22 protein-coding genes are annotated in these 22,142 nt (G+C 70.9%); 12 read left to right on the top strand and 10 right to left on the bottom strand.

Annotated features, from left to right (window positions below; all coding sequences use genetic code 11):
- Positions 1-373 precede the first annotated feature (373 nt).
- Positions 374-1,171 (top strand): SAM-dependent methyltransferase, encoded by a 798-nt coding sequence (locus AN216_RS17385; protein WP_070197603.1) that lies wholly within the window; start codon positions 374-376, stop codon positions 1,169-1,171.
- A 50-nt stretch (positions 1,172-1,221) separates the two neighbouring features.
- On the opposite strand, the gene map is transcribed toward AN216_RS17385, so the two are convergent.
- Positions 1,222-2,004, bottom strand: coding sequence for a type I methionyl aminopeptidase (gene map / locus AN216_RS17380; RefSeq protein ID WP_070197602.1), 783 nt, complete (start codon positions 2,002-2,004; stop codon positions 1,222-1,224).
- 66 nt (positions 2,005-2,070) lie between these two features.
- Here map and AN216_RS17375 point away from each other — a divergent pair, with 66 nt between their 5' ends.
- Positions 2,071-2,373 carry a helix-turn-helix domain-containing protein gene (locus tag AN216_RS17375; protein ID WP_070197601.1) on the top strand — a complete coding sequence of 101 codons (303 nt, stop codon included), beginning with the start codon at positions 2,071-2,073 and terminating at the stop codon, positions 2,371-2,373.
- A 75-nt stretch (positions 2,374-2,448) separates the two neighbouring features.
- On the opposite strand, the gene AN216_RS17370 is transcribed toward AN216_RS17375, so the two are convergent.
- From AN216_RS17370 to AN216_RS17360, 3 genes are read right to left on the bottom strand one after another with little or no spacing between them, the layout of a single operon-like run.
- Positions 2,449-3,198, bottom strand: a complete 750-nt coding sequence (locus AN216_RS17370) for a succinate dehydrogenase/fumarate reductase iron-sulfur subunit (protein WP_070197600.1) — start codon at positions 3,196-3,198, stop codon at positions 2,449-2,451.
- The gene (locus AN216_RS17365) at positions 3,195-5,234 is read right to left on the bottom strand and encodes a fumarate reductase/succinate dehydrogenase flavoprotein subunit (protein ID WP_079166702.1); all 2,040 of its coding nucleotides are present in this window, start codon (positions 5,232-5,234) and stop codon (positions 3,195-3,197) included. The genes AN216_RS17370 and AN216_RS17365 overlap by 4 nt, the downstream gene beginning before the upstream one ends.
- Before the next feature lies 1 nt (position 5,235).
- Positions 5,236-5,949, bottom strand: coding sequence for a succinate dehydrogenase cytochrome b subunit (locus AN216_RS17360; RefSeq protein ID WP_070197655.1), 714 nt, complete (start codon positions 5,947-5,949; stop codon positions 5,236-5,238).
- Between the two features lie 97 nt (positions 5,950-6,046).
- On the opposite strand from AN216_RS17360, the gene AN216_RS17355 reads away from it, so the two are divergent.
- Together AN216_RS17355 and AN216_RS17350 are read left to right on the top strand one after the other, a co-directional pair.
- On the top strand, positions 6,047-6,946 hold the full coding sequence (locus tag AN216_RS17355; RefSeq protein WP_070197599.1) for a LysR family transcriptional regulator: 900 nt from the start codon (positions 6,047-6,049) through the stop codon (positions 6,944-6,946).
- A gap of 58 nt (positions 6,947-7,004) precedes the next feature.
- Positions 7,005-7,742, top strand: coding sequence for an alpha/beta fold hydrolase (locus tag AN216_RS17350; RefSeq protein WP_070197598.1), 738 nt, complete (start codon positions 7,005-7,007; stop codon positions 7,740-7,742).
- 36 nt (positions 7,743-7,778) lie between these two features.
- Here the strand turns inward: AN216_RS17350 and AN216_RS17345 are convergent, their stop codons facing one another.
- Positions 7,779-8,018, bottom strand: a complete 240-nt coding sequence (locus tag AN216_RS17345; RefSeq protein WP_070197597.1) for an ATP-binding protein — start codon at positions 8,016-8,018, stop codon at positions 7,779-7,781.
- 7 nt (positions 8,019-8,025) lie between these two features.
- Between AN216_RS17345 and AN216_RS17340 the strand changes: the two genes are divergently transcribed.
- Positions 8,026-8,580 carry a DUF5753 domain-containing protein gene (locus AN216_RS17340; RefSeq protein ID WP_275522372.1) on the top strand — a complete coding sequence of 185 codons (555 nt, stop codon included), beginning with the start codon at positions 8,026-8,028 and terminating at the stop codon, positions 8,578-8,580.
- On the top strand, positions 8,577-8,798 hold the full coding sequence (locus AN216_RS17335; protein ID WP_070197595.1) for a DUF397 domain-containing protein: 222 nt from the start codon (positions 8,577-8,579) through the stop codon (positions 8,796-8,798). Before AN216_RS17340 ends, AN216_RS17335 begins: the two co-directional genes overlap by 4 nt.
- 44 nt (positions 8,799-8,842) lie before the next feature.
- On the opposite strand, the gene AN216_RS17330 is transcribed toward AN216_RS17335, so the two are convergent.
- The 5 genes from AN216_RS17330 to AN216_RS17310 form a co-directional block, all read right to left on the bottom strand.
- Positions 8,843-10,234 carry a Gfo/Idh/MocA family protein gene (locus tag AN216_RS17330; RefSeq protein WP_079166701.1) on the bottom strand — a complete coding sequence of 464 codons (1,392 nt, stop codon included), beginning with the start codon at positions 10,232-10,234 and terminating at the stop codon, positions 8,843-8,845.
- A 184-nt stretch (positions 10,235-10,418) separates the two neighbouring features.
- The gene (locus AN216_RS17325) at positions 10,419-11,267 is read right to left on the bottom strand and encodes a carbohydrate ABC transporter permease (RefSeq protein ID WP_070197593.1); all 849 of its coding nucleotides are present in this window, start codon (positions 11,265-11,267) and stop codon (positions 10,419-10,421) included.
- Positions 11,264-12,115 carry a carbohydrate ABC transporter permease gene (locus AN216_RS17320; protein WP_212732717.1) on the bottom strand — a complete coding sequence of 284 codons (852 nt, stop codon included), beginning with the start codon at positions 12,113-12,115 and terminating at the stop codon, positions 11,264-11,266. Before AN216_RS17320 ends, AN216_RS17325 begins: the two co-directional genes overlap by 4 nt.
- 212 nt (positions 12,116-12,327) lie before the next feature.
- Positions 12,328-13,626 (bottom strand): ABC transporter substrate-binding protein, encoded by a 1,299-nt coding sequence (locus AN216_RS17315; RefSeq protein WP_070197591.1) that lies wholly within the window; start codon positions 13,624-13,626, stop codon positions 12,328-12,330.
- A gap of 4 nt (positions 13,627-13,630) precedes the next feature.
- Complete coding sequence (locus tag AN216_RS17310; protein WP_070197590.1) at positions 13,631-14,419, bottom strand: phytanoyl-CoA dioxygenase family protein; 789 nt, start codon at positions 14,417-14,419, stop codon at positions 13,631-13,633.
- Between the two features lie 123 nt (positions 14,420-14,542).
- On the opposite strand from AN216_RS17310, the gene AN216_RS17305 reads away from it, so the two are divergent.
- The 6 genes from AN216_RS17305 (at position 14,543) to AN216_RS17275 (ending at position 22,060) form a co-directional block, all read left to right on the top strand.
- Positions 14,543-15,436: a helix-turn-helix transcriptional regulator gene (locus AN216_RS17305; RefSeq protein WP_212732716.1), complete on the top strand. Its 894-nt coding sequence runs from the start codon at positions 14,543-14,545 to the stop codon at positions 15,434-15,436.
- Positions 15,437-15,521: 85 nt separating this feature from the next.
- Positions 15,522-16,229 carry a B3/B4 domain-containing protein gene (locus tag AN216_RS17300; protein WP_070197588.1) on the top strand — a complete coding sequence of 236 codons (708 nt, stop codon included), beginning with the start codon at positions 15,522-15,524 and terminating at the stop codon, positions 16,227-16,229.
- Between the two features lie 461 nt (positions 16,230-16,690).
- The gene (locus AN216_RS17290; protein ID WP_079166699.1) at positions 16,691-17,491 is read left to right on the top strand and encodes an IclR family transcriptional regulator; all 801 of its coding nucleotides are present in this window, start codon (positions 16,691-16,693) and stop codon (positions 17,489-17,491) included.
- Positions 17,492-17,777: 286 nt separating this feature from the next.
- Positions 17,778-19,403, top strand: coding sequence for an OPT/YSL family transporter (locus tag AN216_RS17285; RefSeq protein ID WP_070197586.1), 1,626 nt, complete (start codon positions 17,778-17,780; stop codon positions 19,401-19,403).
- Between the two features lie 115 nt (positions 19,404-19,518).
- Positions 19,519-20,586: a 2,5-dihydroxypyridine 5,6-dioxygenase NicX family protein gene (locus AN216_RS17280; protein WP_070197585.1), complete on the top strand. Its 1,068-nt coding sequence runs from the start codon at positions 19,519-19,521 to the stop codon at positions 20,584-20,586.
- Positions 20,587-20,734: 148 nt separating this feature from the next.
- Positions 20,735-22,060 (top strand): alpha/beta fold hydrolase, encoded by a 1,326-nt coding sequence (locus AN216_RS17275; protein WP_244502513.1) that lies wholly within the window; start codon positions 20,735-20,737, stop codon positions 22,058-22,060.
- Positions 22,061-22,142: the final 82 nt, after the last annotated feature.

The raw sequence follows: 22,142 nt of genomic DNA, 5'->3' as shown, positions 1-22,142 counted from the left end.
CCGAGGCCGAGCGCGTTCGACGAGTCCGTGCTGAGGACGCCGGACACGGTCCTGGGGAAGCACGCCAAACATGCCGCGTGGCAGGGCGGTTGACCCAGGTGCTCCCGCCGGCGGGGCGGCACCGCGCGGGGGGAGGAGGGGACGCCTCGACCGGGGGCGAACGCCGTACGCGGGGCACGTGACGGTTTGTTAGCGTGAGGCATCGAGGGAGGGCTTCTGACGTGCGACCGGGAGCGGCCAGCGGTGGCTGGTTCCGGAGGCACGACACGGACCCCGGTGGGCGGGACCGTGCCCGCGACGGTCGCGGAGTACGCGGCGTGTCCGCGGCGTTCGCCGGCCCACACCCCACACCGACGTCTGCGATGGGAAGTCCATGACCGGCGAACAGCACCTGCCCCCCGAGATGAACACGTCGGTCGCGCACTCCGCGCGGGTGTGGAACTACTGGCTGGGCGGGAAGGACAACTATCCCGCCGACCACGACGCGGGTGACGCGTACAGCGGAAAATACCCGCTGATCACCACCTTCGCCCGGGAGTCCAGGGACTTCTTGCGGCGCACGGTCAGCTATCTGGCCCGGGAGGCGGGCGTCCGGCAGTTCCTCGACCTGGGCGCGGGCCTCCCGACGGCCGACAACACGCACGAGATCGCCCAACGCATCGCGCCCGACTGCCGGGTGTTGTACGTCGACCACGACCCGCTGGTCCTGCTGCACGTCCACGTGCTGCTGACCAGTACACCCGAGGGCGCGACCGACTACGTACAGGCGGACATGCGGGACACCGACGCGGTCCTGGAGGGAGCCGCGAAGGTACTCGACCTGACCCGCCCCGTCGGCCTGGTGATCAACGACGTGCTGGGGCACATCGAGGACTGGGACGAGGCGCTGTCGCTGGTGCACCGGCTGATGGAGCGACTGCCCTCGGGCAGCTATCTCGCCGCCAGCCACTCCACCGCCTCCGACGAGGAGCACCGGGCGGTGCAGGAGGAGTACAACAACTCCGGCGCGATCCCGTACATCTTCCGGGAGCCGGAGCAGACCGTCGCCTTCTTCGACGGTCTCGAGCTGGTCGAGCCCGGCATGGTCTCCTGGCCCAACTGGCGGCCGGACGAGCACACCGGCCGCACCACCGACCGGGCTGGGTGGGGCGCGGTCGGGCGCAAGCCCTGAGGCGGCAGGGTACGCGCCCACGAGCGGACGGGCACGCTCTGGCCGCGAGTTCAGTGCCGCGCTTCGGTCGGCAGGGTGAGGATGTCGGCTCCGTCGTCGGTGATGGCGATGGTGTGTTCGCTGTGCGCGGTCCGGCAGCCGGTCGCGCTGCGAAGCGTCCATCCGTCGGCGTCGGTGACGAGCTTGGCGGTGTCCGCCATGACCCATGGTTCCAGCGCCAGCAGCAGCCCGGGGCGTAGTGGGTATCCACGGCCGGGGCGTCCGGTGTTCGGAACATGCGGATCCTGGTGCATCGTTGATCCGATGCCGTGACCGCCGAACTCGGTGTTGATCTCATAGCCGGCCTCGCGCAGCACGCCGCCGATGGCGTGTGAGAGGTCGCCGATACGGGCCCCGGGCCCGGCGGCGGCGATGCCCGCGGCCAGTGCGCGTTGGGTCGCACTGATCATCGCGAGGCTTTCCGGGGGCCGCGCGTCGCCCACGACGAAGCTGATGGCGGCGTCCGCGGCGACGCCTTCCAGGGACACGGCGAGGTCGAGCGTCAGCAGGTCGCCGTCGCCGAGCCGGTAGTCGTACGGTCGCCCGTGGAGCACGGCGTCGTTGACGGCCGTGCAGATGTAGTGGCCGAACGGGCCGCGTCCGAACGACGGTTCGTAGTCGACGTAGCAGGACAGCGCCCCCGCCTCGACGATCATGGCCTTGGCCCACTGGTCGATCTCCAGAAGGTTGGTGCCGATCGTGCTCCGACTCTTCAGCGTCTGCAGGATGTCGGCGACCAGGGAGCCGGTGCCTCTCGCCCGGGCCAGGAGAGTGGGGTTCAGGATCTCGATCATGCGGCACCTCTTCGTCGTCCACCAATAACTATACCGGGATTACTATACCGGCATTAGAATAGGGGCATGGTCAGATATCCGCTCACCCCCGCAGAGGTCGAACGCGGACAGCGCCTCGGAGCCCTTCTCCGCAGAGCTAGGGGAGAGCGCTCGATGCTCGATGTCGCGCTCGCGTCACGTGTCTCGCCGGAAACCCTCCGGAAGGTCGAGTCGGGCCGCGTGGCCACGCCAGCCTTCTCGACCGTCGCGGCGATCGCCGACGCCCTCGGCCTCTCCCTCGACGCGGTGTGGGCCGAGATCAGTCAGCCCGAACGGGACGCCGGACCGACTGACTCCGCCCGCAACGCGCCTGAGCGGACCGCCTCTTAAGGCCCCATCGCGCCGGAGCGCGCGCCTCTCGCTACGCCAGCCACCTCCGGCGGAGCATGCTGGAACGGCGTACGCTCAACGCCCGCCGCCGCGCCGTACCGCCCGCAGGTAGTCCCGGTTCATCGCGGCGATGGACGGCAGCGGGACGCCCTTCGGACAGGCGGTCGCGCACTCGCCGGTGTTCGTGCACCCGCCGAAGCCCTCCGTGTCCATCTGCCCCACCATGTCCAGCACCCGGCTATCCCGCTCCGGTGCCCCCTGCGGCAGTTCGCCGAGATGGACGACCTTCGCCGCGGTGAAGAGCATCGCCGAACCGTTCGGGCAGGCCGCCACGCACGCGCCACAGCCGATGCACTCGGCGTTCTCGAACGCCGTCTCGGCCGACTCCTTCGGTACGGGCGTGGCGTGCGCCTCCGGCGCGCTGCCGGTCGGCGCGGTGACGTAGCCGCCGGCGCCGATGATCCGGTCGAGGGCGCCACGGTCCACCACCAGGTCCCGCAGCACCGGGAAGGCCGCCGCCCGCCACGGCTCGACCACGATCGTGTCCCCGTCGGCGAAGTGCCGCATGTGCAACTGGCAGGCCGTGGTGCGTTCCGGCCCGTGCGCCTGCCCGTTGATGACCATGCCGCAGGCGCCGCAGACGCCCTCACGGCAGTCGTGGTCGAAGGCGACCGGCTCCTCACCGCGCTCCGCGAGCTGTTCGTTGAGCGTGTCCAGCATCTCCAGGAAGGACATGTCCGGGCTCACGCCGGTGATGTCGTACGAGGTCAGCGCGCCCTCGGCGGCCGGCCCCGGCTGTCGCCAGATCCGCAAGCGCAGGTTCACGAGTAGCTCCGTTGGGTGGGGTGTACGTCCTTGAAGTGCAGCTGCTCCCGGTGCAGTACGGGCGGCTCGCCCGCGCCCGCGTACTCCCAGGCGGCGACGTACGAGAAGCCCGCGTCATCGCGCAACGCCTCGCCCCCGCCGTCCTCGCCGGTCTCCCGGCCTCGGGTTTGGCTCTCCTCCCGGAAGTGCCCGCCGCAGGACTCACCGCGGTGCAGCGCGTCCAGGCACATCAGCTCGGCGAGCTCCAGGTGGTCGGCGACCCGGGCCGCCTTCTCCAGCGACTGGTTCAGCTGCCGGCCCTCGCCCGGCACCCGGACCCGTCGCCAGAAGTCCTCGCGCAGTGCCGGAAGTTGCTCAAGAGCTTTGCGCAACCCGGCCTCCGTACGCGACATCCCGCACTCCTCCCAGAGCAGCTCCCCCAGATCCCGGTGGAAGGCGTCCGGGGTGCGGTCGCCGTTGTTGGACAGCAGGGCGTAGAGCCGGTCCGAGACCGCGCCGACCGCCTCGTGCACCGCCGGGTGATCCGCCGGTACGTCCTCGCGCGGCTGTCGCGCCAGATAGTCGCCCAGAGTGGCGGGCAGCACGAAATAGCCGTCGGCGAGACCCTGCATCAGGGCGGAGGCCCCGAGCCGGTTGGCGCCGTGGTCGGAGAAGTTGGCCTCGCCGATCGCGAACAGGCCGGGCACGGTCGTCTGCAGGTCGTAGTCGACCCACAGCCCGCCCATGGTGTAGTGGATCGCCGGATAGATCCGCATCGGCACCTCGTACGGGTCCTCGGCGGTGATCCGCTCGTACATCTCGAAGAGGTTGCCGTAGCGCTCCGCCACCGTCGCGCGCCCCAGCCGCGCGAGCGCGTCCGCGAAGTCCAAGTACACGCCCTGCCCGCCCGGACCGACCCCCCGCCCCTCGTCGCACGCCTGCTTCGCGGCGCGGGAGGCGATGTCGCGCGGCACCAGGTTGCCGAAGGCCGGATACCGCCGCTCCAGGTAGTAGTCCCGCTCCTCCTCGGGGATCGCGGCCGGCGGCCGGTCGTCGCCCGGCACTCTCGGCACCCAGATCCGCCCGTCGTTTCGTAGCGACTCGCTCATCAGCGTCAGCTTCGACTGGTGCGCGCCGGAACGCGGGATGCAGGTCGGGTGGATCTGCGTGAAGCACGGGTTGGCGAAGTACGCCCCTCGCCGGTGCGCGCGCCAGATCGCGGTCGCGTTGGAGTTCTTCGCGTTGGTGGAGAGGTGGAAGACGTTGCCGTAGCCGCCGGTCGCCAGCACCACCGCGTCCGCCAGATACGTCTCCACCCGGCCGGACAGCAGGTCGCGCGCCACTATGCCGCGCGCCCGCCCGTCCACCACGACCAGGTCCAGCATCTCGGTGCGCGGGTGCATCTCCACCCGCCCGGCCGCGATCTGCCGGGACAGCGCCTGATAGGCCCCCAGCAGCAGCTGCTGCCCGGTCTGGCCGCGCGCGTAGAACGTACGGGAGACCTGCACGCCGCCGAAGGAACGGGTGTCCAGCAGCCCGCCGTACTCCCGGGCGAACGGCACGCCCTGTGCCACGCACTGGTCGATGATCTCCGTCGACACCTCGGCCAGCCGGTACACGTTGGACTCGCGGGAGCGGAAGTCGCCGCCCTTGACGGTGTCGTAGAAGAGGCGGCGGACGGAGTCGCCGTCGTTGCGGTAGTTCTTCGCGGCGTTGATGCCGCCCTGCGCGGCGATGGAGTGAGCGCGGCGTGGCGAGTCCTGGTAGCAGAACTGCACGACCCGGTAGCCCTGTTCGGCCAGCGAGGCGCCCGCCGCGCCGCCGGCCAGCCCGGTGCCGACCACGATGACGGTGCGCTCCCGCCGGCCGGCCGGGCTGACCAGCTTCGCCTCGAAGCGGCGCCGACGCCAACGCTCGGCCAGCGGACCGTCCGGGGAGGCGGTGTCGACCAGCGGCTCGCCGAGGGTGTAGCCGATGGCCTCGGGGTTCGTGGCGGTCGTTGTTGCCTCTCGTACGTCGGCTGCGTCTCGTACGTCGTCCACGTCGTCTGCGGCCATGTCAGCTCACGACTCCCGTCATCACGGCCAGCGGTATGGAGAGGAATCCGGCGGTCAGCACCAGTGCCAGCGCGTTCGCGGTGGCCTTGAGCGCCCGCTCGCGTCGCGGGCGGTTCACCCCGAGGGTCTGCGCGGCCGACCAGAAGCCGTGCCGTACGTGCAGCCCGAGGGCGAGCATCGCCACGACGTAGATCGCGTTGCCGTACCAGGTGCTGAAGGTGGCGACGATGTTCTCGTACGGGTGGCCCGCCCGACCCCGCGGATTCACCGTGCCGGTGGTCAGGTCGAGGATGTGCCACACCAGGAACAGGGCCAGGATCACCCCGCCCCAGCGCATCGTCCGGGTCGCGTAGCTGTCCCGTGCCGTGGCCCGCCGCCGAGCCGCGTACGGCACCGGGCGGGCCGCCAGATCACGCCGGCTGAGCTGGTACGCGCTCACGCCGTGCAGCCCCACGGCCGCCAGCAGCACGCAGCGCGCCAGCCAGACGAACCACTCGTGACCCAGGAAGGGCTCGCCGACGGTGCGCAGCCAGTGCGCGTAGCCGTTCATCTCGTCCGGGCCGGCGAACACCTTCAGGTTCCCCAGCAGATGGCTGACCAGGTACAGCAGCATGATCAGCCCGGTGACCGCCATCACCGCCTTCTTGCCGATGGTGGAGCGCCAGAGCAGCCGGGCCGGGGACGGCCGCCGGTCGGTACGGGTCGCCAGTGCCATGCCCAAGACGGTAGGGAGCGCGGTCTCCATCAGTCCAAGACATGGTTCCGCTGATCTCCATAGTCGTGTCCTATGGAGCTGTGTGACCCTGGGGCCCATGCAACTCCAGCAGCTGCGCTACTTCACCGCCGTCGCCGCCCCCCGCCACTTCACCCGCGCCGCCGAGCGCGAGCATGTCGCACAGCCCTCGCTCTCCCAGCAGATCCGGGCGCTGGAGCGGGAGTTGGGCGCCGAGCTGGTGCACCGCGCGCGGGGCCACATCGCACTCACAGACGCGGGCGAGGCGCTGCTGCCGCTGGCCCGCCGTATCCTCGCGGACACCGAGACCGCCCGCCGCGAGGTGCAGGAGGTCGCCCAGCTGCGCGCCGGCCGGGTGCGGCTGGGGGCACCGCCCAGCCTGTGCGCCAGCATGGTGCCGGGCGTGCTGCGGGCCTTCCACGACAGCTATCCGGGCGTGGAGCTGGTGGTGCACGAGGACGGTTCGCAGGACCTCGTACGCGTCCTGGCCGCCGGCGAACTCGACCTCGCCCTGGTCATCACCCCGCTGGTCGCCCAGGCCCCGGCGCTGGCCACCGCCGAGCTGCTGTGCGAGGAGCTGGTGGTCGTCTCCGACCCGGCGGCGCCGTCTCCGGTACGCCGCGACCGTATCCGTATCGAGGACCTGCGAGGCCGGCCGCTCGCGATGTACCGGCGCGGCTACGACCTGCGGGACTTCACCCTGGCCGCCTGTCGCAACGCCGGCTTCGAGCCGACCCTCGGGGTGCAGGGCGGCGAGATGGACGCGGTGCTCGGCTTCGTACGGGCCGGGCTCGGGATCGCCGTCGTGCCCGGGATGGTGGCGGCCCGCTCCGGGCTGCGTACGACACCGTTCGCGTCGCCGGGGCTGCACCGCACCATCTCGGTCGCCCACCGTGGCGACGTCTCCCCGCCGCGCGCGGCGCGCGAGCTGCAGCGCATCCTGCGCGAGCGGGTGGGCACGGCGGGGGTGCGTGGGTGAGAGGAAGCGGCGCGGAGGGTGGGACCACCGGTCCGGCGGGGCTCGTACGATGTCGCTTATGGCATCGCGACGACCCGTACTCGCCCTGGTACACAGCCCGTTGGTGGGAGCCGAGACCTGGCAGCGGGTCGCCGGGGCACTGCGAGCCCGAGGACACGAGACGATCGTGCCCTCGCTGACGGAGGTGTTCCGGGGGCCTGGCCCGTACTATCCGCGGCTGACCGCCGCCGTCGTGGACGAGATCGATCGGTACGCGGATGGCGGACGGGTCGTGCTCGTCGGGCACAGTGGTGCCGGCGCCCTGTTGCCCGCCGCCGCCCGTGCGACCGCGGAAGCGGTCGAGGGCCTGCTGTACGTCGACGCGCTGCTGCCGCACCCCGGTCGCTGCTGGTTCGAGACGGCCCCGGAGGAGATGACAGCCCAGTTGCGCGGTCTCGCCGAGGATGGGCTGTTGCCTCCCTGGAACGAGTGGTTCCCGCCCGGCACGGTCGAGGAACTGCTGCCGGACCCCGATACACGTGCCCGGTTCTGCGCGGAGCTGCCGCGGTTGCCGCTGGCGTACTTCGAGGAGACGGCCCCCGAGGTTCCCGGTGTGCCGGTTTTCGGGAGCGCGTACCTGCGACTGAGTGAGGGGTACGCGGACGAGAACGCGCGGGCCGAGCGAGCCGGCTGGCGGGTCGCTCAGCACCCGTCCCACCACCTGGCCATGCTCACCGAACCGGCGGAGGTCAGCGCGCGGTTGGCCGAACTGGTCGATGGCTTGGAGGCCGATCAGCGTGGTGGCGGCTTCACCTGAGGCGGCGGCCTTCCGGACCGTGTGACGAGCGGTTGCTTAGCGCGGGTGATCGAGCAGGCGGCGGACCTGCTTGCCGACGGCGGTGAAGGTGGTGTGCCAGCCGGGAGCGAGATGGTCGATCAGCGGGAGACCCCGCCCCGACTCGCTCTCCGCGTCCTCGGTCGGGACGCCGACACGGCGGGGCATGCGGAGGGTCTCCGGGTCGTGCACCTTGACCCACACGCCGGTGGGAGCGGTGTGCACGTCGACGACGAGCGGCACGTGATCGCCGCACACCCATTACATCTCGCTTGAGTCGGACGCGGACCGGATCATTTCGTGGTCTCCACTGCTCGTCCCCGGCCTGTTGCAGACACCCGGGTACGCCAGAGAAACGATCTCGGGCACCACCACCACCCGAACTCCGGACGAGATCAACGCCCTTGTGGAGGTGAGGCAGGCGCGGCAGGCCGTACTCTCCCGTCCCGGCCAACCGCTCGACCTTTGGGCGGTCATCCATGAGGCGGCGCTGCGCAAACGCTTTGCTGCCCGGCCTGCCACCATGCGGGACCAACTATGTCGCCTGTCGGAGATTTGTGAGCTCCCGAATGTCACCCTGCAGCTGATGCCGCTGAACTCCACAGCGCATCCCGGACTGTTGGGAAGCTTCCTCCTCGCGACGTTTCCGGGTCCCACTCCAGAAGCGGCGCTCTTGGAGAACGTGGCCGGCGCGACGTACGTTGAAGGTGAGGACACTGGTCCCTTCGCCAGCGCGCTCGCTCGCATCCGCGCTGCCGCGCTTTCGGTGGAGGACACCATGGTCCGCATCGGGCAACTGGCGGAAGGGCAGGGCAGGTGACCGACTCTGGGGCAACGCTGTACGGATTCGACGTCGCCCCTGCGACGTGGCGAAAGTCCTCTTCTAGCGCCGGAGAGCACGAGTGCGTGGAGATAGCTGACCTGGCCGACAGTCGGGTGGCCGTACGCGACTCGAAGCGTCCGGAGGGGAAGGTCCTGCGCTTCACCGGGCCCGAGTGGGCCGCGTTCCAAGCGGGCCTGCGCGCCGGGACGATCTGACCGGTCGGTCACCCGTACGGCAACCGACCGACCGGCCAGGCTGGTTACTTGGGCTTCTCCGAGTCGATCCCGGACCGCTCCTTCTCCCACAGTCCCCGGGTGAAGTCCGGGATCTCCTGCGGGGCGCCGCCCGCCTTGATGGAGGCGTGGCTCAGCGGTACGGGCGTGCTCCAGGTCGCGCCGTCGTACACGTCGAAGTCCGGCACGATCCCCAGCCGCATGCACTGCACCAGCCGGAACAGCATGATGTAGTCCATGCCGCCGTGCCCGCCCGGCGGGTTGGAGTGCTCCTTCCACAGCCAGTGGTCCCACTTGGCGTAGTCGGCGAAGTCGCCCCACTCGTGGCCGCTCATGTCCGGCTCGAGGTAGATGCGTTCCGGGTAGTCCTCGAACACGCCCTTGGTGCCGGCGAGCACGTTCAGCCGGTCGTACGGGTGCGGATTGGAGACGTTCTGCTCCAACCGGATCACCCGGCCCCTGGCCGTCTGGACGAGGCTCATCGTCATGTCGCTCTTGACGTAGCTCTCCTTCCAGCTCTCGTGCCCCTTCGGCATGTTCTCCTCCCGGTAGGCGGCCAGCCCCAGCGCGGGCGTGCCGAAGGAGGAGATGTGGGTGGCCCGGTCGCCGCGGTTGACATCCAGGTAGTTCGCGGCCGGCCCGAAGCCGTGGTTGGGGTAGAGATCGCCCTTCAGCCGGGTGTGCCAGCGGCGGCGCCAGGGCCCCTCGTAGTAGTCCGGGTCGAACATCAGCTCACGCAGATCGTGGATGTACGCCCCGGCGCTGTGCAGCAGGTCGCCGAACAGCCCCTCGTGCGCCATCCGCAGCACCCGCATCTCGTTCTTGCCGTACGCGCAGTTCTCCAACTGCATGCAGTGCTTGCGGGTGCGCTCGGACAGGTCGACGAGCTTCCACAGTTCGTCGATCGTCATCGCCATGGGGCACTCGACGCCGACGTGCTTGCCGCCCTCCAGGGCGGCCTTGGCCATCTCGAAGTGCCAGCCCCAGGGCGTGACGACGTAGACCAGGTCCAGGTCGTTGCGCTGGCACAGCTTCTCGAAGTCCCGCTCGCCCTTGGTGTAGAGGGTGGGCTTCGGCTGGCCGGCGTCGGTCACCTTCTTGGCCGCCGCCTCCGCGCTCTCCCGTACGGGATCGCAGAGCGCCGTGACCCGCACGCCCTCCAGGGCGAGGAACACCTCCAGCATCCCGGTGCCGCGGTTGCCCAGCCCGATGATGCCCAGCCGGATCGTGTCGCGGCCCTCGAAGGGGACGCCGATCATGGTCTCGGCGCTGCTCGGGGGAGCCGACCGCGCGGCGCGCGCGGCGTCCGGGGCCGCCGCCGAGGCGGACGTCGCGCCGAAGGTGCCGAGCCCCAGCCCGGCGCCGACGACGCCGGTGGCCTGCAGCGCCGAACGGCGGCTGAAACCATGGTCGTTCATTGAAACTCCCGGTATCAGGCGTGCGAGTGACGAGCGTGCGTGTCCGTCAGCAGCACCCTGACGTGGCCCTCCGCAAGGGACAAGAAGTCGCGCATGGACTCTTGGTCGCGGCCGCGTGGACTTTCCGGGCTGGGACCTCGCCCGCCGCTGCTCAGGTAGGCCAAAGACGTGTCGTCGCCTCCGGTCAGCCCTTGACCGCGCCCGCTGCCAGACCGCCCACCAGATGCCGCTGGACGGCGGCGAAGAGCAGCAGCACCGGGATCATCATCACGGTCGAGGCCCCCATCAGCAGCCCCCAGTTCACCGAGTGCTTGCCGACGAAGCCCAGCAGCGCCAGCGGCGTGGTGCCCAGGTCCGGGTCGGTGAGGAAGACCATCGCGAAGATGAAGTCCTGCCAGGCGGTGAAGAACACGAACACCGCCACCGCCATGATGCCCGGCACGGACAGCGGCACAACCACCGTCCAGTACGCGCGGAACTGGCTGAGCCCGTCCATCCGCGCGGCCTCCTCCACCTCGATCGGTACCGCGGAGAGGTAGCCGCGCAGCAACCAGATGCCCACCGGCAGGTTGAACGCGAGCATCGCGACCATCAGTCCGGTACGGGTGTTCAGCAGCCCCAGATCGCCGGCCATCCGGTAGATGGGCACCAGCAGCACGGCGTGCGGCAGGAGCTGGGACACAAGGATGGCGCCGAGCATCCCGGAGCGCCCGCGTAGCCCTGGCCGGGTCAGGGTGTAGCAGGCCAGCAGCGCCAAGGCGAGGCACAGCACGGTGGTGCCGGCGCACACCAGCGCGCTGTTCAACAGGGATCGGCCGAACTCGCCCGTGGCGGCGTCCCGCAGATTGCCCAGGGTGACCTCCCGGGGCCACCAGGTGGGCGGTCGCGAGAAGACCTCCCGCGGTGTCTTCAGCGCGGTCAGCAGCATCCACACGAAGGGGCCGAGGACGAACGCGGCGAGTGCGAGCGCGCCCGCGTACAGCCCGGTGGCGCGGCCGGTGGCCCGCCACTGTTTCCGTGCGCGTGCGTTCATCGGAGCCCCCCGGTATGCCGCATCTGGCGCAGGTAGAAGACGGAGAAGACCGTCAGGACGGTCACCGAGACCATGCCGTACGTCGCCGCCGAGCCGTGGTTCACGTCCACGAACGCGGTGCGGTAGATGAAGCTGGACAGTACCTCGCTGGAGACGCCCGGGCCGCCCTTGGTCATCACGTAGATCAGGTCGAAGCTGTTGAACGTCCACACCGTCGTCAGCAGCAGCGTGACCCGGATCGTCGGTGCCATGCCCGGCAGGGTGACGTGCCGGAACACCTGCCACGGGCGGGCGCCGTCCATCCGCGCCGCTTCCCGCAGCTCCTCCGGGACGCCCTGGTAGGCGGCCAGATACATCACCGCCGACATCGGGAAGCCCTTCCAAGCCGCCGCCACGGCCACGGCGTACAGCGAGGTACTCTCCTCGCCGAGCCAGGCCGGGTTGCCCTCCACCAACCCGAGGCCGCTCAACAGCGCGTTCACCGGGCCGAGATACGGGTCCTCCAGCATCTTCCACACCAGGCCGGCCGTGATGCCCGGCATGATCCACGGCACCACCACCAGCACCCGCAACACGGCACTGCCACGGAACCGCTTGCTGAGCAGTACGGCGGCCGTCATGCCCAGTACGAACTGCGCCACCACCACGACGACCGTCCACACCAGGGAGTTGAGTAGCACGGCGCGGAACTGGGGGTCGCCGAACGCCTCGGCGTAGTTCCGCCCACCGACGAACTCCGGGTCCGGGTTGATCAGGCTGCTGTGCGTGAGGCTCAGCCAGGCGACGTCCAACACGGGGTAGAGGACCAGCACGCCGAGTAGCAGCAGTGGAGGGGCGAGGCACGCCAACCGCAGCAGCGTCTCCCGGCGCCGCGCCCGGCCGCGGGGCAGCGACGGGAGACGGAGCGGGCTCCGGCGTTCTCGTCCCACGCGGGCGCGTGCGGTCGCCGCGTCGGGTGCGTCCGTACGGGCGGCAGCCCGGCCCGTACGAGCCGTTGGGCTCGTCGCGGTTGACGCCTCGCTGGTCTGCGGTGGTCTCGGTGGCATCGGCGCACGTCCCTTCACGGCCGGTCGATCGCTTGCTGCATGGACCGCTCCGCCTCCGCGAGGGCGCCGCCTATGTCCTCGCCGCTCAGGATCGACTGCAGCGCGCCCTGCTGCGCGCGGGAGATCCGCACGTAAACGGGGGAGACCGGCCGGGGCTCGGCGGTCTCCAGGAGACGGAGCACCTGCTCGGGACGCTCCCGGTGCTCGCGTACGAACCGCTCGCCGGCCTTCCGCAGCGCGGGCACCGAGTCGTTCGTGGCGAGCTGGTGCGGGACGGAGGCCGTCGCCAGTCTCGCGAACGAGAAGGCCAGTCGCTTGTCCGGCGCCTCGGAGCCAACCGCCAGGTTGTAGCCGCCCATCGCCCCGGTGAAGTCCCGCCCTGTGGGGGAGGGGGGTGTGGTGACGCGCCAGTCGAAGGACACCTGCTCGCCGATGCTGCCCGACTGCCAGCCGCCGTCCAGCAGCATGCCGGTCTCTCCGGCGGTGAAGTGGGCCATGGTGTCCTCGGCGCACGCGCCTGCCACACCGTTGGGGGTGTGCTCCGCCAGCCGCTGGAAGAAGCCGTAGGCCCGGCGGTTGGCCGGGGTGTCGAAGTCCGCTCGACCGTCCCGGGTGAGGTGACCACCGGCGGAGTAGAGAAAGGAGTCGGTCAGCACGGACGACGCCTCGTCCCGGCAGCCGATCAGCGAGATCCCGGAGTGTGCCGGCAGCTTGTCGATCCGCTCCGCCGCCCGCTTCCACTCCCTCCAGGTACGCGGCGGTTCGTCGGGGTCCAGACCCGCCTCGCGGAACAGGTCGGCGTTGTAGAACATCCGCTGCCACGCGCCGACGTTGAACGGCAGGCCGTAGATCCGCCCCTGCCATCGGTTCGAGGCCCACGCGGCCGGGAAGTAGTCCTTCTCACGGACGCCGGCTCGCTGCGTCCGGCGGTCGAGCGGTTCGATCAGCTTCGCGGCGGCGAACTCCGGGGACCAGATCTGGTCCAGCGCCATCACGTCCGGACCGGCACCACCCTGCACGGCCAGCACCAGTTTGTCCCGGTACTGCTGGTACGGCACCTGGGTCAGCTCCACGTCCACGTCTGGGTGCCGGCGCTCGAAGTCCGCCACCAGGGCGTCGTAACCCTCGGCCACCTGCGGGATGTTGGCCTCCACCAGCCAGACCCGCAGAGTGCTGCCGTCCCGGTCGTCGCCGCCGGCGCAGGAGGCCAGCGCGGCGGTCAGCGTGAGCGCGAGCAGCGCGGTCGCGGCGGTACGGCAGCGGCGGCGCCACCGTACCGCCGCGAGCCATCGTGGGTGTGCGGGCCAGCGCACGCGCTCAGGCCCAGCCCGCCGCGTCGCGGAAGGCGTAGTGCCGCTCCGGCGCGTACCTCGGTCGGGGCTGGTAGGTGTTCACCTCGCCGGGGTCGCCGCGCAGCCAGAACGCGCTCGGATAGGGCTGTTCCGGCGCGGTGATGCGGGTGGAGGTGGGGATGTAGCGGATCGTCAGGCCGCAGCGGCGGTGCGGGGAGGTGTTGGCCTGGCTGCCGTGCACGATGTTCGGGTGGTGGACCTCCACGTCACCGGGGCGCAGCACGATGTCGTGCGCCTCCGACTCGTCGACTTCGGTGGCGATCTCCTGCCCGAGGACGTTCTCCACCTCAATGTTGTCCCGTACTGCGGCGATGTCCTGCCGGTGGCTGCCGGGGATCACCCGCAGGCAGCCGTTCTCCGTGGTGGAGTGGTCGACGGACAGCCACAGGGTCACCACCCGCATGGGGTCGAGCGGCCAAAACGCGCTGTCCTGGTGCCACAGCACCGGTTGGCCGGAGTACGGCGACTTGCTGATGTAGTGCGAGGCGAACAGCGCGATGTCGCCACCGACGAACAGCTCCGCGATGTCGAGCAACCGGTCGTCGGAGACCAGCCGCACCCAGAAGGGGTCGTCCCGCAGGAACTCGTGCCCGAGCTGTTCCGGTCGTATCTCCGGATGCTGCCGGCCCAGCCAGTCCACATGGCCCTGGACCTCGCCGATCAGCTCGGGGTCGAGGACGTCCCGGAAGATCGTGTAGCCGTCCCGCTCGAACTCCGTCAGCGGGCTGTGTGTGGTTCCGTTCGTGGTGGACATGGCGCTCCTCGGTGATTCGCGTCGGTGATCCCGCGTGGTGACCGCCGTCTCGTCGCCACCATGGTGTGCCGTGAGCCAACGGCTGAATAGCAATGGGCTTGCACGAATATGTACTGTGTTGATGTGTCCGACGACCTCCTCCAGTTCGCCGATCACGCGCCGGGGCTGCCCTACCACGCGGCACTCGTGATGCAGTCCTCCCGGATCTCCGAACAACACGGGCACGCCGACTTCTTCGAGTTCATGGCGTTGATCTCGGGGTCGGGCCGGCAGCTGTCGCCGGACGGCGAGCAGCGGCTCGCCGCGGGTGACGTGGTGCTGGTGCGCCCGCGCGACCGGCACGCCCTGCAGGGAGCCGCACCCGGGGGCATGGAGTTCGTCAACATCGCCTTTCCGACGGTGCTGTGGCGGGGATTCAGCGCGCTGGTGGGAGCGGAGACCGTCGGCGGCTGGGAGGAGCCGGTCGTACCGCCGATCTGGCGGCTGCGCGGCGAGCCGGCTGGTGTGGCCGCCGAGGTGTTCCAGCGTGCGCTTGACCGCTATCAGGATCAGCCCGCCATGTTCGACCTGATGCGCTTCTGGACGGACGTCACGGAGCTGGTGACACGGGAGGCGGGGACGATGCCCGGCGTCTCCGAGACCGCCGCACCGGCTGCCGGCCAGGAGTGCGGCGCCGGTCGCCAGTCGGACTGGCTTCACGAGGTGTGCGCCGCGATGGGACGTGAGGAGAACCTGCGCGGTGGCCTGCCCACCATGCGGAGTCTGGCGGCCGTCAGCCCCGCTCACCTGTCCCGCAGCGTACGGGCCCACTTCGGCATCACGCCCACCGAGTACGTCACCGAACTACGGTTGCGGCGCGCGGCGGAGCTCCTCTCCGCGACGTCCGAGCCCGTGACGGCGATAGCGCAGCGCTGCGGGTTCGCCAGCCAGTCGTACTTCACCCGGTGCTTCCGGGCGGCGCACGGGATGTCCCCGCGGGAGTACCGACAGCGCGCCTGGCGTGCGTTCGTGCCGTGAGTACGCGTCTCGGCTCGGCCCGACGGTCGCCGGTGGTCCACTATGATGAACGAGGAAGTTCATCTCGTTGTCTCTAGGGGAAGCCGTGCATCCTGACCTCCAGCGTTGGCTGGACACCGCCGCCATCGATCCGTCCGTACGCGAGCTGCGTCCCGACTACCGGGCCCTGCTCATCGTGGCGGAGGGCCTCGAACCCGGCCCCAGTGACGAGACCAGCGAGAAGCTGCTCGCAGTGGCGGAGGCGGAAGCCCGTGTCCGCTTCGCCGACACCCCGCCCGAGGAACACCCGCATCTCGCCGCCTGGCGCGCGGCCTTCCGCGCCTTCGGCGCTAAGCCGCAGCGCACTCGGCCCAGCGCCGAGGCGCTGCTGTACCGGCTGGACGACGGGCTGCCCCGGGTGGATCGGCTGACCGACGCGTACAACGCGGTCTCGGTCGCCCACGCCCTGCCGCTGGGTGGCGAGGACCTGGACCGGTACGCGGGGCCGGCGCGACTCGTAAGGGCCGACGGCACCGAGCCGTTCGAGGTCACCAAGGGCGGCGAGGCGGCGGTGGAGCACCCCCGTGCGGGCGAGGTGGTGTGGCGGGACGACGCGGGCGTGACGTGCCGCCGCTGGAACTGGCGCCAGTGCGTCCGCACCCGGCTGACGCACGAGACCACCCGCGCCCTGTTCGTCCTGGACGCCCTGGAGCCACTGACGGACGAGGCGCTCCAGGCGGCGGGCGCGGCGCTGTGCGAGGCCCTGCGCGCGACCAGTCCGCAGGCCCGTACGGCCTCCCGCCTGATGGGCTGACTTTCGACGGAAACCGGTGACGTGAGGGGCAGGAGCGAGCCCACGGGTCGATCACCGTGCCCCGAGACATCGCGAAGGCCGCGCGCGTCGTCTCCCGCGCGGCCACACGCCATGCTCTGTGCTACGACGCTCGCCGCTCCGGGCCTTGGCCGTGCCACCTCGGCCACCTCGTGGCGTGGTGTGGCGGCCAGGCCACCGTGCTGTCCGACCAGGTCTCCGACCTCACCCGCCGGAGGGGGTGAGCGCCCCGGCCTCCCTGCGCCGTAGCTCCGGTCGCGGAGCACTCGCGCCTCTCCAGAGCTGCTCGCTGCCCCCTCGTACGTCGACCCGTCCGCCGCTGTTTCCGTCGGTGACCCCTTGACGGGTCGAGACACGAGTCATCATGCTGTGCGCCGCAAATAGCAACGGTGTTGCGTTTTGCGCACCGATCAGCGGGCGTGACGGATGACGGAGAGCACTTCATGGCGTGGAACGACTCCCCACCACCCAGTCCGGGCGACACCCCCGAGAGGGCGAACGGCGGGCTGCGGACAGTGGACCGCGCCCTGGTGGTGCTGCTCGCCTTCACCGAGCAGCGGCCGGAGTGGGGAGTCAGCGAACTGGCCCGGCACCAGGGCTGGGACAAGGCCGTCGTACAGCGGCTGCTCACCACGCTGACCGCGCGCGGTTTCCTGCTGTGCGACGAGGCCACGCGACGCTATCGGCTCGGCCCCACCCTCTCCCGACTGGCGCGGGTGGCCGAACACAGCGGCGTGCTGTCCACGCTGGCCCGACCGGTGCTGGCCCGGCTGCTGCGCGAGATCGGCGAGAGCGTCGTGTTGAACGTGGCGCACGGCAGCAGCTACCGCTGCGAGGCCGCGGTCGACGGCACCGGCCCGGTGCGGTACACCGCGATAATCGGTGCCGTCATGCCGGGCCACGCGGGGGCCTCCGGGCACGCGCTGTTCGCGTACCGGCCCGAGAACGAGACCCGGCGGATGTTCGGCAGCTCCGGACTCCAGCGCTTCAACGAGCACACGATCACCGACCTGGAGGCGCTGCTCACCTGCTACGCCCAGGTGCGCGCCGACGGTTACTGCGTCAGCCACGGTGAGTACGACGAGGCCGTCACCGCGATCTCGGCGCCGGTCTTCCAGGGCGGGAACGTCGCCGCCTCCCTCACGGCCATCGGGCCGGCGCACCGGGTGGACCGGGACGTCGAGGCACATCTGCGACGGGTCCTCGCCGGCGCGGCCGACCTCACCGCCGCGCTCGGCGGCTGAGCCGGCCGCCCGCTCCGCCCGCCGCGCGCCGTACGACCGGTCGCGGCGCGACTCACCTACCGGTCGAACCGCCGCCTCGCGGTAACCCGGCCCCGAACCAAGCAAAGGGGGTGCCATGGGGCACCACACCTCACCACCTGACCGGGCGGGCCCGACACAGAGCGCACAGCCGCCGCACGGTCAGCCGCCGTCCGGTGCGCAGCCGCCCGGGAGCCGGCCGAGCACCGGTCAACGGGGCCCCGGCGAACAGGGCCCGGGCACCAGCCACCCGCGGGTGTGGGAGCCGATGACGCTCCTGCTGCTGGTGTTGTTGTCCACGGTGGGTGCCGTCATCGGCATCGACCTGATCTCCAAGCTGGGAATCTCCGCCAACACCTCCGTGGTGGGTGCCCTGGTGGCGATGCTGATCGGGCGCGTCCCGCTGTCCTGGCTGCGCCGGATGCGTTCCGTGCACCGGCAGAACCTCGCGCAGAGCGCCATCTCCGCCGCCACGTTCGCCGCCTCCAACGTCCTGCTGACGTCCGTGGCGGTGCCGTACGCCTTCGGCCGACACGAACTGGTGTGGCCTATGCTGGCCGGCTCCTGCATCGGGCTGGTGGTGGACGCCTGGGTGCTGTTTCGCGCCTTCGGCTCCCGCCTGCTGCCGGCGACCGCGGCCTGGCCGTCCGGCATCGCGGCGGCCGAGACCATCAAGGCCGGCGACCGGGGCGGGCGTCGCGCCCTGGTCCTCGCGGGCGGCACCGTCACCGGGATCGTCGGGGCCACCGTGTTCAGCCTGCCGTTGTCCGCGGCCGGGGTGGCGTTCCTCGGCAACATGTGGGCGCTGCTGATGTTCGGCATCGGCCTGTTGCTGCGCCAGTACGGCGTGGATCTCTTCGGCACGGATCTGGGCACCGGATACATCCCGCACGGCGTCATGGTGGGCGCGGGCCTGGTCGCGCTCGTCCAGGCCGTGCTGCTGCTGCTCCGACGTCGGGACCGTACGGGGGGCGGCCCCGACCGGCACCGTACGGACACGTGCGCCCCGGAGCGGACGGAGTGCTCGGACAGGCCGCGGCCCGGATCGGTCACCGGCGAGGACCCGGACGCGTTCACCGTGGACGAGCGGGCGTTGCGCCGCGCGCTGCTGCACGGGTACGCGCTGTTCACCGTCGGGGCCGCGGTGCTCGCCACGCTGGGCGGGATCGTCGGCGACATGAGCGTGCCCGGGATCGTCGGCTGGGTGCTGTTCGCCGCCTTCGCGGCGGTGGTGCACGAACTCATCGTGGGGCTCGCGGCCATGCAGGCCGGCTGGTTCCCCTCCTTCGCGGTCACCCTGATCTTCCTCATCGCCGGCCTGCTGATGGGCATTCCCTCGGTGCCACTGGCGTTGCTCGTCGGGTACGTGTCAGCCACCGGCCCGGCCTTCGCGGACATGGGATACGACCTCAAAGCCGGTTGGCTACTGCGACGGGACCACCGGCCGTGGGACCCGTACGAACGTGCGGGACGCCGGCAGCAGTTCCTCGCCGCGCTGGTCGGATTCGCGGTGGCGCTGACCGTGGTGGCGTTCGCCTGGCGTTCCTACTTCGAGGAGGGCCTGATCCCGCCGGTGGCCACGGTGTTCGCGGACACCATCCGGGGCGGCATGGACGACTCGGAGACCGTGCGCACCATGCTGCTGTGGGCCGTACCGGGCGCGCTCATCCAACTGTTGGGCGGGACGAAGCGGCAGTTGGGCGTGATGCTGGCCACCGGCCTGCTCATCCTCAGCCCGCAGGCTGGCTGGCTGGTGCTGGGCGCCCTGTTGATCCGCTGGGGGTACGGCCGGCTCCGTGGCCCGAAGGCCGACGGTGACCTCAATCTGGTGGGCGCGGGCCTGATCGCCGGCAGTTCGCTCGGCGACTCGGCGCAGATCCTCAAGTCCGGGTGAGCCATCAGGAGCCATGCGGCGCGGAAACGTTCCTCCTACCCTCCCCGGTCCCCGTGGCCGTGTCGTTGACCCCGACATTCCCTGAACCCCCCATCCGATAAGGAGCGTCATCACCATGGACATGTACAGCAGGCTGGAGCCCCGCCCGGAGTACCTCGGCTTCGAACTCGCCCTGGCCGCCCGTAAGCTCGTCGAGGAGGTCATGCTGGTCAAGGAGGGCGAGCACGTCGTGCTGACCGGAGACACCAGCAGCGACCGGCGCGTCCTGGACGCCACCGCCCACGCGGTGGCCGCCGCCGGCGCACACCCCGTCATCGTCTGGTACGAGACCCGGCCCGGCTCCTCGATGGAGCCGCCCCGTCCGGTGGCCGGCGCCATCGCGGACGCCGATGTGTGGATCGAGTTCGCCGTCTCCTACGTCATGCACTCCGACGCCTTCCGCCGAGCCATGGCGAACGGCTGCCGCTACACCAACCTCACCGCCATGGACGTACAGATGCTGGTCGCCACCGTGGGCCGGCCCGACTTCCAGGGGGTCATGCGCCTCGGCAATGCGCTGGTACGCCTGCTGGAGGCGGCGGACGAGGTGCGCATCACCTCCGCCAACGGCACCGACCTGGTCGGCCGGAACGGCGACCGCCCGATCAACCTGCGCGGCAAGCCGGCCGAGAAGCCGGGGGAGAGCGTCATGCTCTCCGGACAGATCTCCTGGAACCCGCTGGAGGAAACCCAGGACGGCGTCCTGGTCTTCGACGGGGCGCTGTGGCCGCCGGACGAGATCGGACTGCTGCGCGCGCCGGTCCGCTGCACCGTCGAACGGGGCGTGGTGACGAGGATAGCGGGCGAGGGCGGCGACGCGGACACCTTCCGCCGATGGATGGAGTCCTTCGAGGACCCGAACATGTTCCGTGTCGCCCACTGGTCGCTGGGCTTCAATCCGGGAGTGCCGGCCCCGACCGGCCGCATCGTCGAGGACGAACGTGTCTTCGGCTGCGTCGAGTTGGGCATCGGCACCAAGGGCGCGTGGATCGGAGGGGAGCCGTGGGTGGCCGCCGCGCACACCGACGGCAGTGTCCTGGGCCCCAGCATCTACCTGGACGGGGTGGCCATCGAGGAGGAAGGGCGTTACGTGCACCCGGAGTTGATCGAGATCTGCCGGGACCTCGGCGTCGCCGGATACTGATCCGCGTGCTTCCGGGATCCCGCGGGGCCGGCCCGTCGTACGAACGGCGGCCCCACCACGGTGCTCCGGGTGCCTGCCCGGAGCACCGGTCCCGAGCGCCTGAACCCCCTGAGACCCGACCTTGGCCCCGAAGGAAGGAACCGAAACCGTGCCCCTGCCCGGATCAACCTCCGGATCGCCGGAAAGCCCGGTGACCTACCGGCACAACGGCCTCGTATGCGTCGACCACACTCTCGACGTGCCGCTCGACCACACCGTGCCCGAGGGCCCCAGCCTGCGGCTCTTCGCCCGCGAGATCGTCGCGGAGGGCCACGAACACGAGGAGCTGCCCCGTCTCCTGTGGCTACAGGGCGGCCCCGGCAACCGCGCGGAGCGTCCCAACGCGCCCGGGGCGTGGCTGCGGCGCGCCCTCCCGCACTTCCGGGTGGTGCTGCTCGACCAGCGCGGCACCGGCCGCAGCGCGCCGGCCGACCGGCGTACGCTCGCCCGCTTCGGCGACGACCACCAGCGGGTGGCGGATCACCTGGCGCACTTCCGGGCCGACTCGATCGTCCGGGACGCCGAACTGCTGCGACGATCCCTACAGGGCGATCGGCCCTGGACCGTGCTGGGCCAGAGCTTCGGCGGATTCGTCACCCTGACCTACCTCAGCCTCGCCCCCGAGGGCTTGGTACAGGCGTACGTCACCGGCGGGCTGCCCACCCTCACCGGACACGCGGACGACGTCTACCGGGCCGCGTACGCCCGCACGCTGGCGCACAACGAACGGTTCTTCGCCCGCTACCCCGACGACCAGCGACTGGCCGACGCGGTGGCCGCCCACCTCGCGGAACACGACGTGCGGCTGCCCGGCGGCGAACGGCTGAGCGTACGCCGCTTCCAGACACTCGGGATCACCTTCGGCACCGCGGATCGGTTCGACAGCCTGCACTACCTGCTGGAGACGGCGTTCACCACCGGGCCCTCCGGCACCGAACTGTCCGACGTCTTCCTGCGGGGCGTGGACGCCCTCGTGTCGTACGCCGAACGGCCGCTGTACGGCGTACTCCACGAGCCGATCTACGCGCAGGGCGGGCGTCCCACCGCCTGGTCGGCGCACCGGGTGCGGGCCGAGTTCCCGGCGTTCGACGCTCAGGGCGCGGGTCCGATCCGGTTCACCGGTGAGATGATCTACCCCTGGCAGTTTGAGGAGGACCCGGCACTGGTGCCGCTGCGCGGCGCGGCCGAGACCCTGGCGGCACGCCGTGACTGGCCGGCGCTCTACGACCTGGACCGACTGGCGGCCAACGAGGTGCCGGTGACGGCGGCCGTGTACGCGAACGACATGTTCGTGGACCGGCGGCAGTCCCTGGAGACCGCGCGCGCCGTCCGCGGACTGCGTACCTGGGTCACGGACGATCACGCGCACGACGGGGTACGGGTCGACACCGCCGTACTGGACCAGCTGTTCGCGCTGGCCACGGACGGCGGCTGACCCGCCCGCGCAAGGCTCACATCCCGCGCGGGTACGGCCTACGCGTCCGCCTCCTCGGCCGTCCGCGCGGGACCGCCGGCGC

Source organism: Streptomyces oceani (assembly GCF_001751245.1).
GTDB lineage: Bacteria > Actinomycetota > Actinomycetes > Streptomycetales > Streptomycetaceae > Streptomyces > Streptomyces oceani.
The sequence above is the reverse complement of the archived record's forward strand: the minus strand, read 5'-3'. Positions and strand labels throughout refer to the sequence as shown.

Excerpts from the sequence above, each read along its gene's own strand:
- AN216_RS17285 (WP_070197586.1), top strand. The coding sequence starts at position 17,778 with ATGACGCTCCTGCTGCTGGTGTTGTTGTCCACGGTGGGTGCCGTCATC.
- AN216_RS17290 (WP_079166699.1), top strand. The coding sequence starts at position 16,691 with ATGGCGTGGAACGACTCCCCACCACCCAGTCCGGGCGACACCCCCGAG.
- AN216_RS17365 (WP_079166702.1), bottom strand. The coding sequence starts at position 5,234 with ATGGCCGCAGACGACGTGGACGACGTACGAGACGCAGCCGACGTACGA.
- AN216_RS17310 (WP_070197590.1), bottom strand. The coding sequence starts at position 14,419 with ATGTCCACCACGAACGGAACCACACACAGCCCGCTGACGGAGTTCGAG.
- AN216_RS17325 (WP_070197593.1), bottom strand. The coding sequence starts at position 11,267 with ATGAACGCACGCGCACGGAAACAGTGGCGGGCCACCGGCCGCGCCACC.
- map (WP_070197602.1), bottom strand. The coding sequence starts at position 2,004 with ATGATCGAGATCCTGAACCCCACTCTCCTGGCCCGGGCGAGAGGCACC.
- AN216_RS17375 (WP_070197601.1), top strand. The coding sequence starts at position 2,071 with ATGGTCAGATATCCGCTCACCCCCGCAGAGGTCGAACGCGGACAGCGC.
- AN216_RS17350 (WP_070197598.1), top strand. The coding sequence starts at position 7,005 with ATGGCATCGCGACGACCCGTACTCGCCCTGGTACACAGCCCGTTGGTG.
- AN216_RS17360 (WP_070197655.1), bottom strand. The coding sequence starts at position 5,949 with ATGGCACTGGCGACCCGTACCGACCGGCGGCCGTCCCCGGCCCGGCTG.
- AN216_RS17330 (WP_079166701.1), bottom strand. The coding sequence starts at position 10,234 with ATGAACGACCATGGTTTCAGCCGCCGTTCGGCGCTGCAGGCCACCGGC.
- AN216_RS17355 (WP_070197599.1), top strand. The coding sequence starts at position 6,047 with ATGCAACTCCAGCAGCTGCGCTACTTCACCGCCGTCGCCGCCCCCCGC.
- AN216_RS17385 (WP_070197603.1), top strand. The coding sequence starts at position 374 with ATGACCGGCGAACAGCACCTGCCCCCCGAGATGAACACGTCGGTCGCG.
- AN216_RS17280 (WP_070197585.1), top strand. The coding sequence starts at position 19,519 with ATGGACATGTACAGCAGGCTGGAGCCCCGCCCGGAGTACCTCGGCTTC.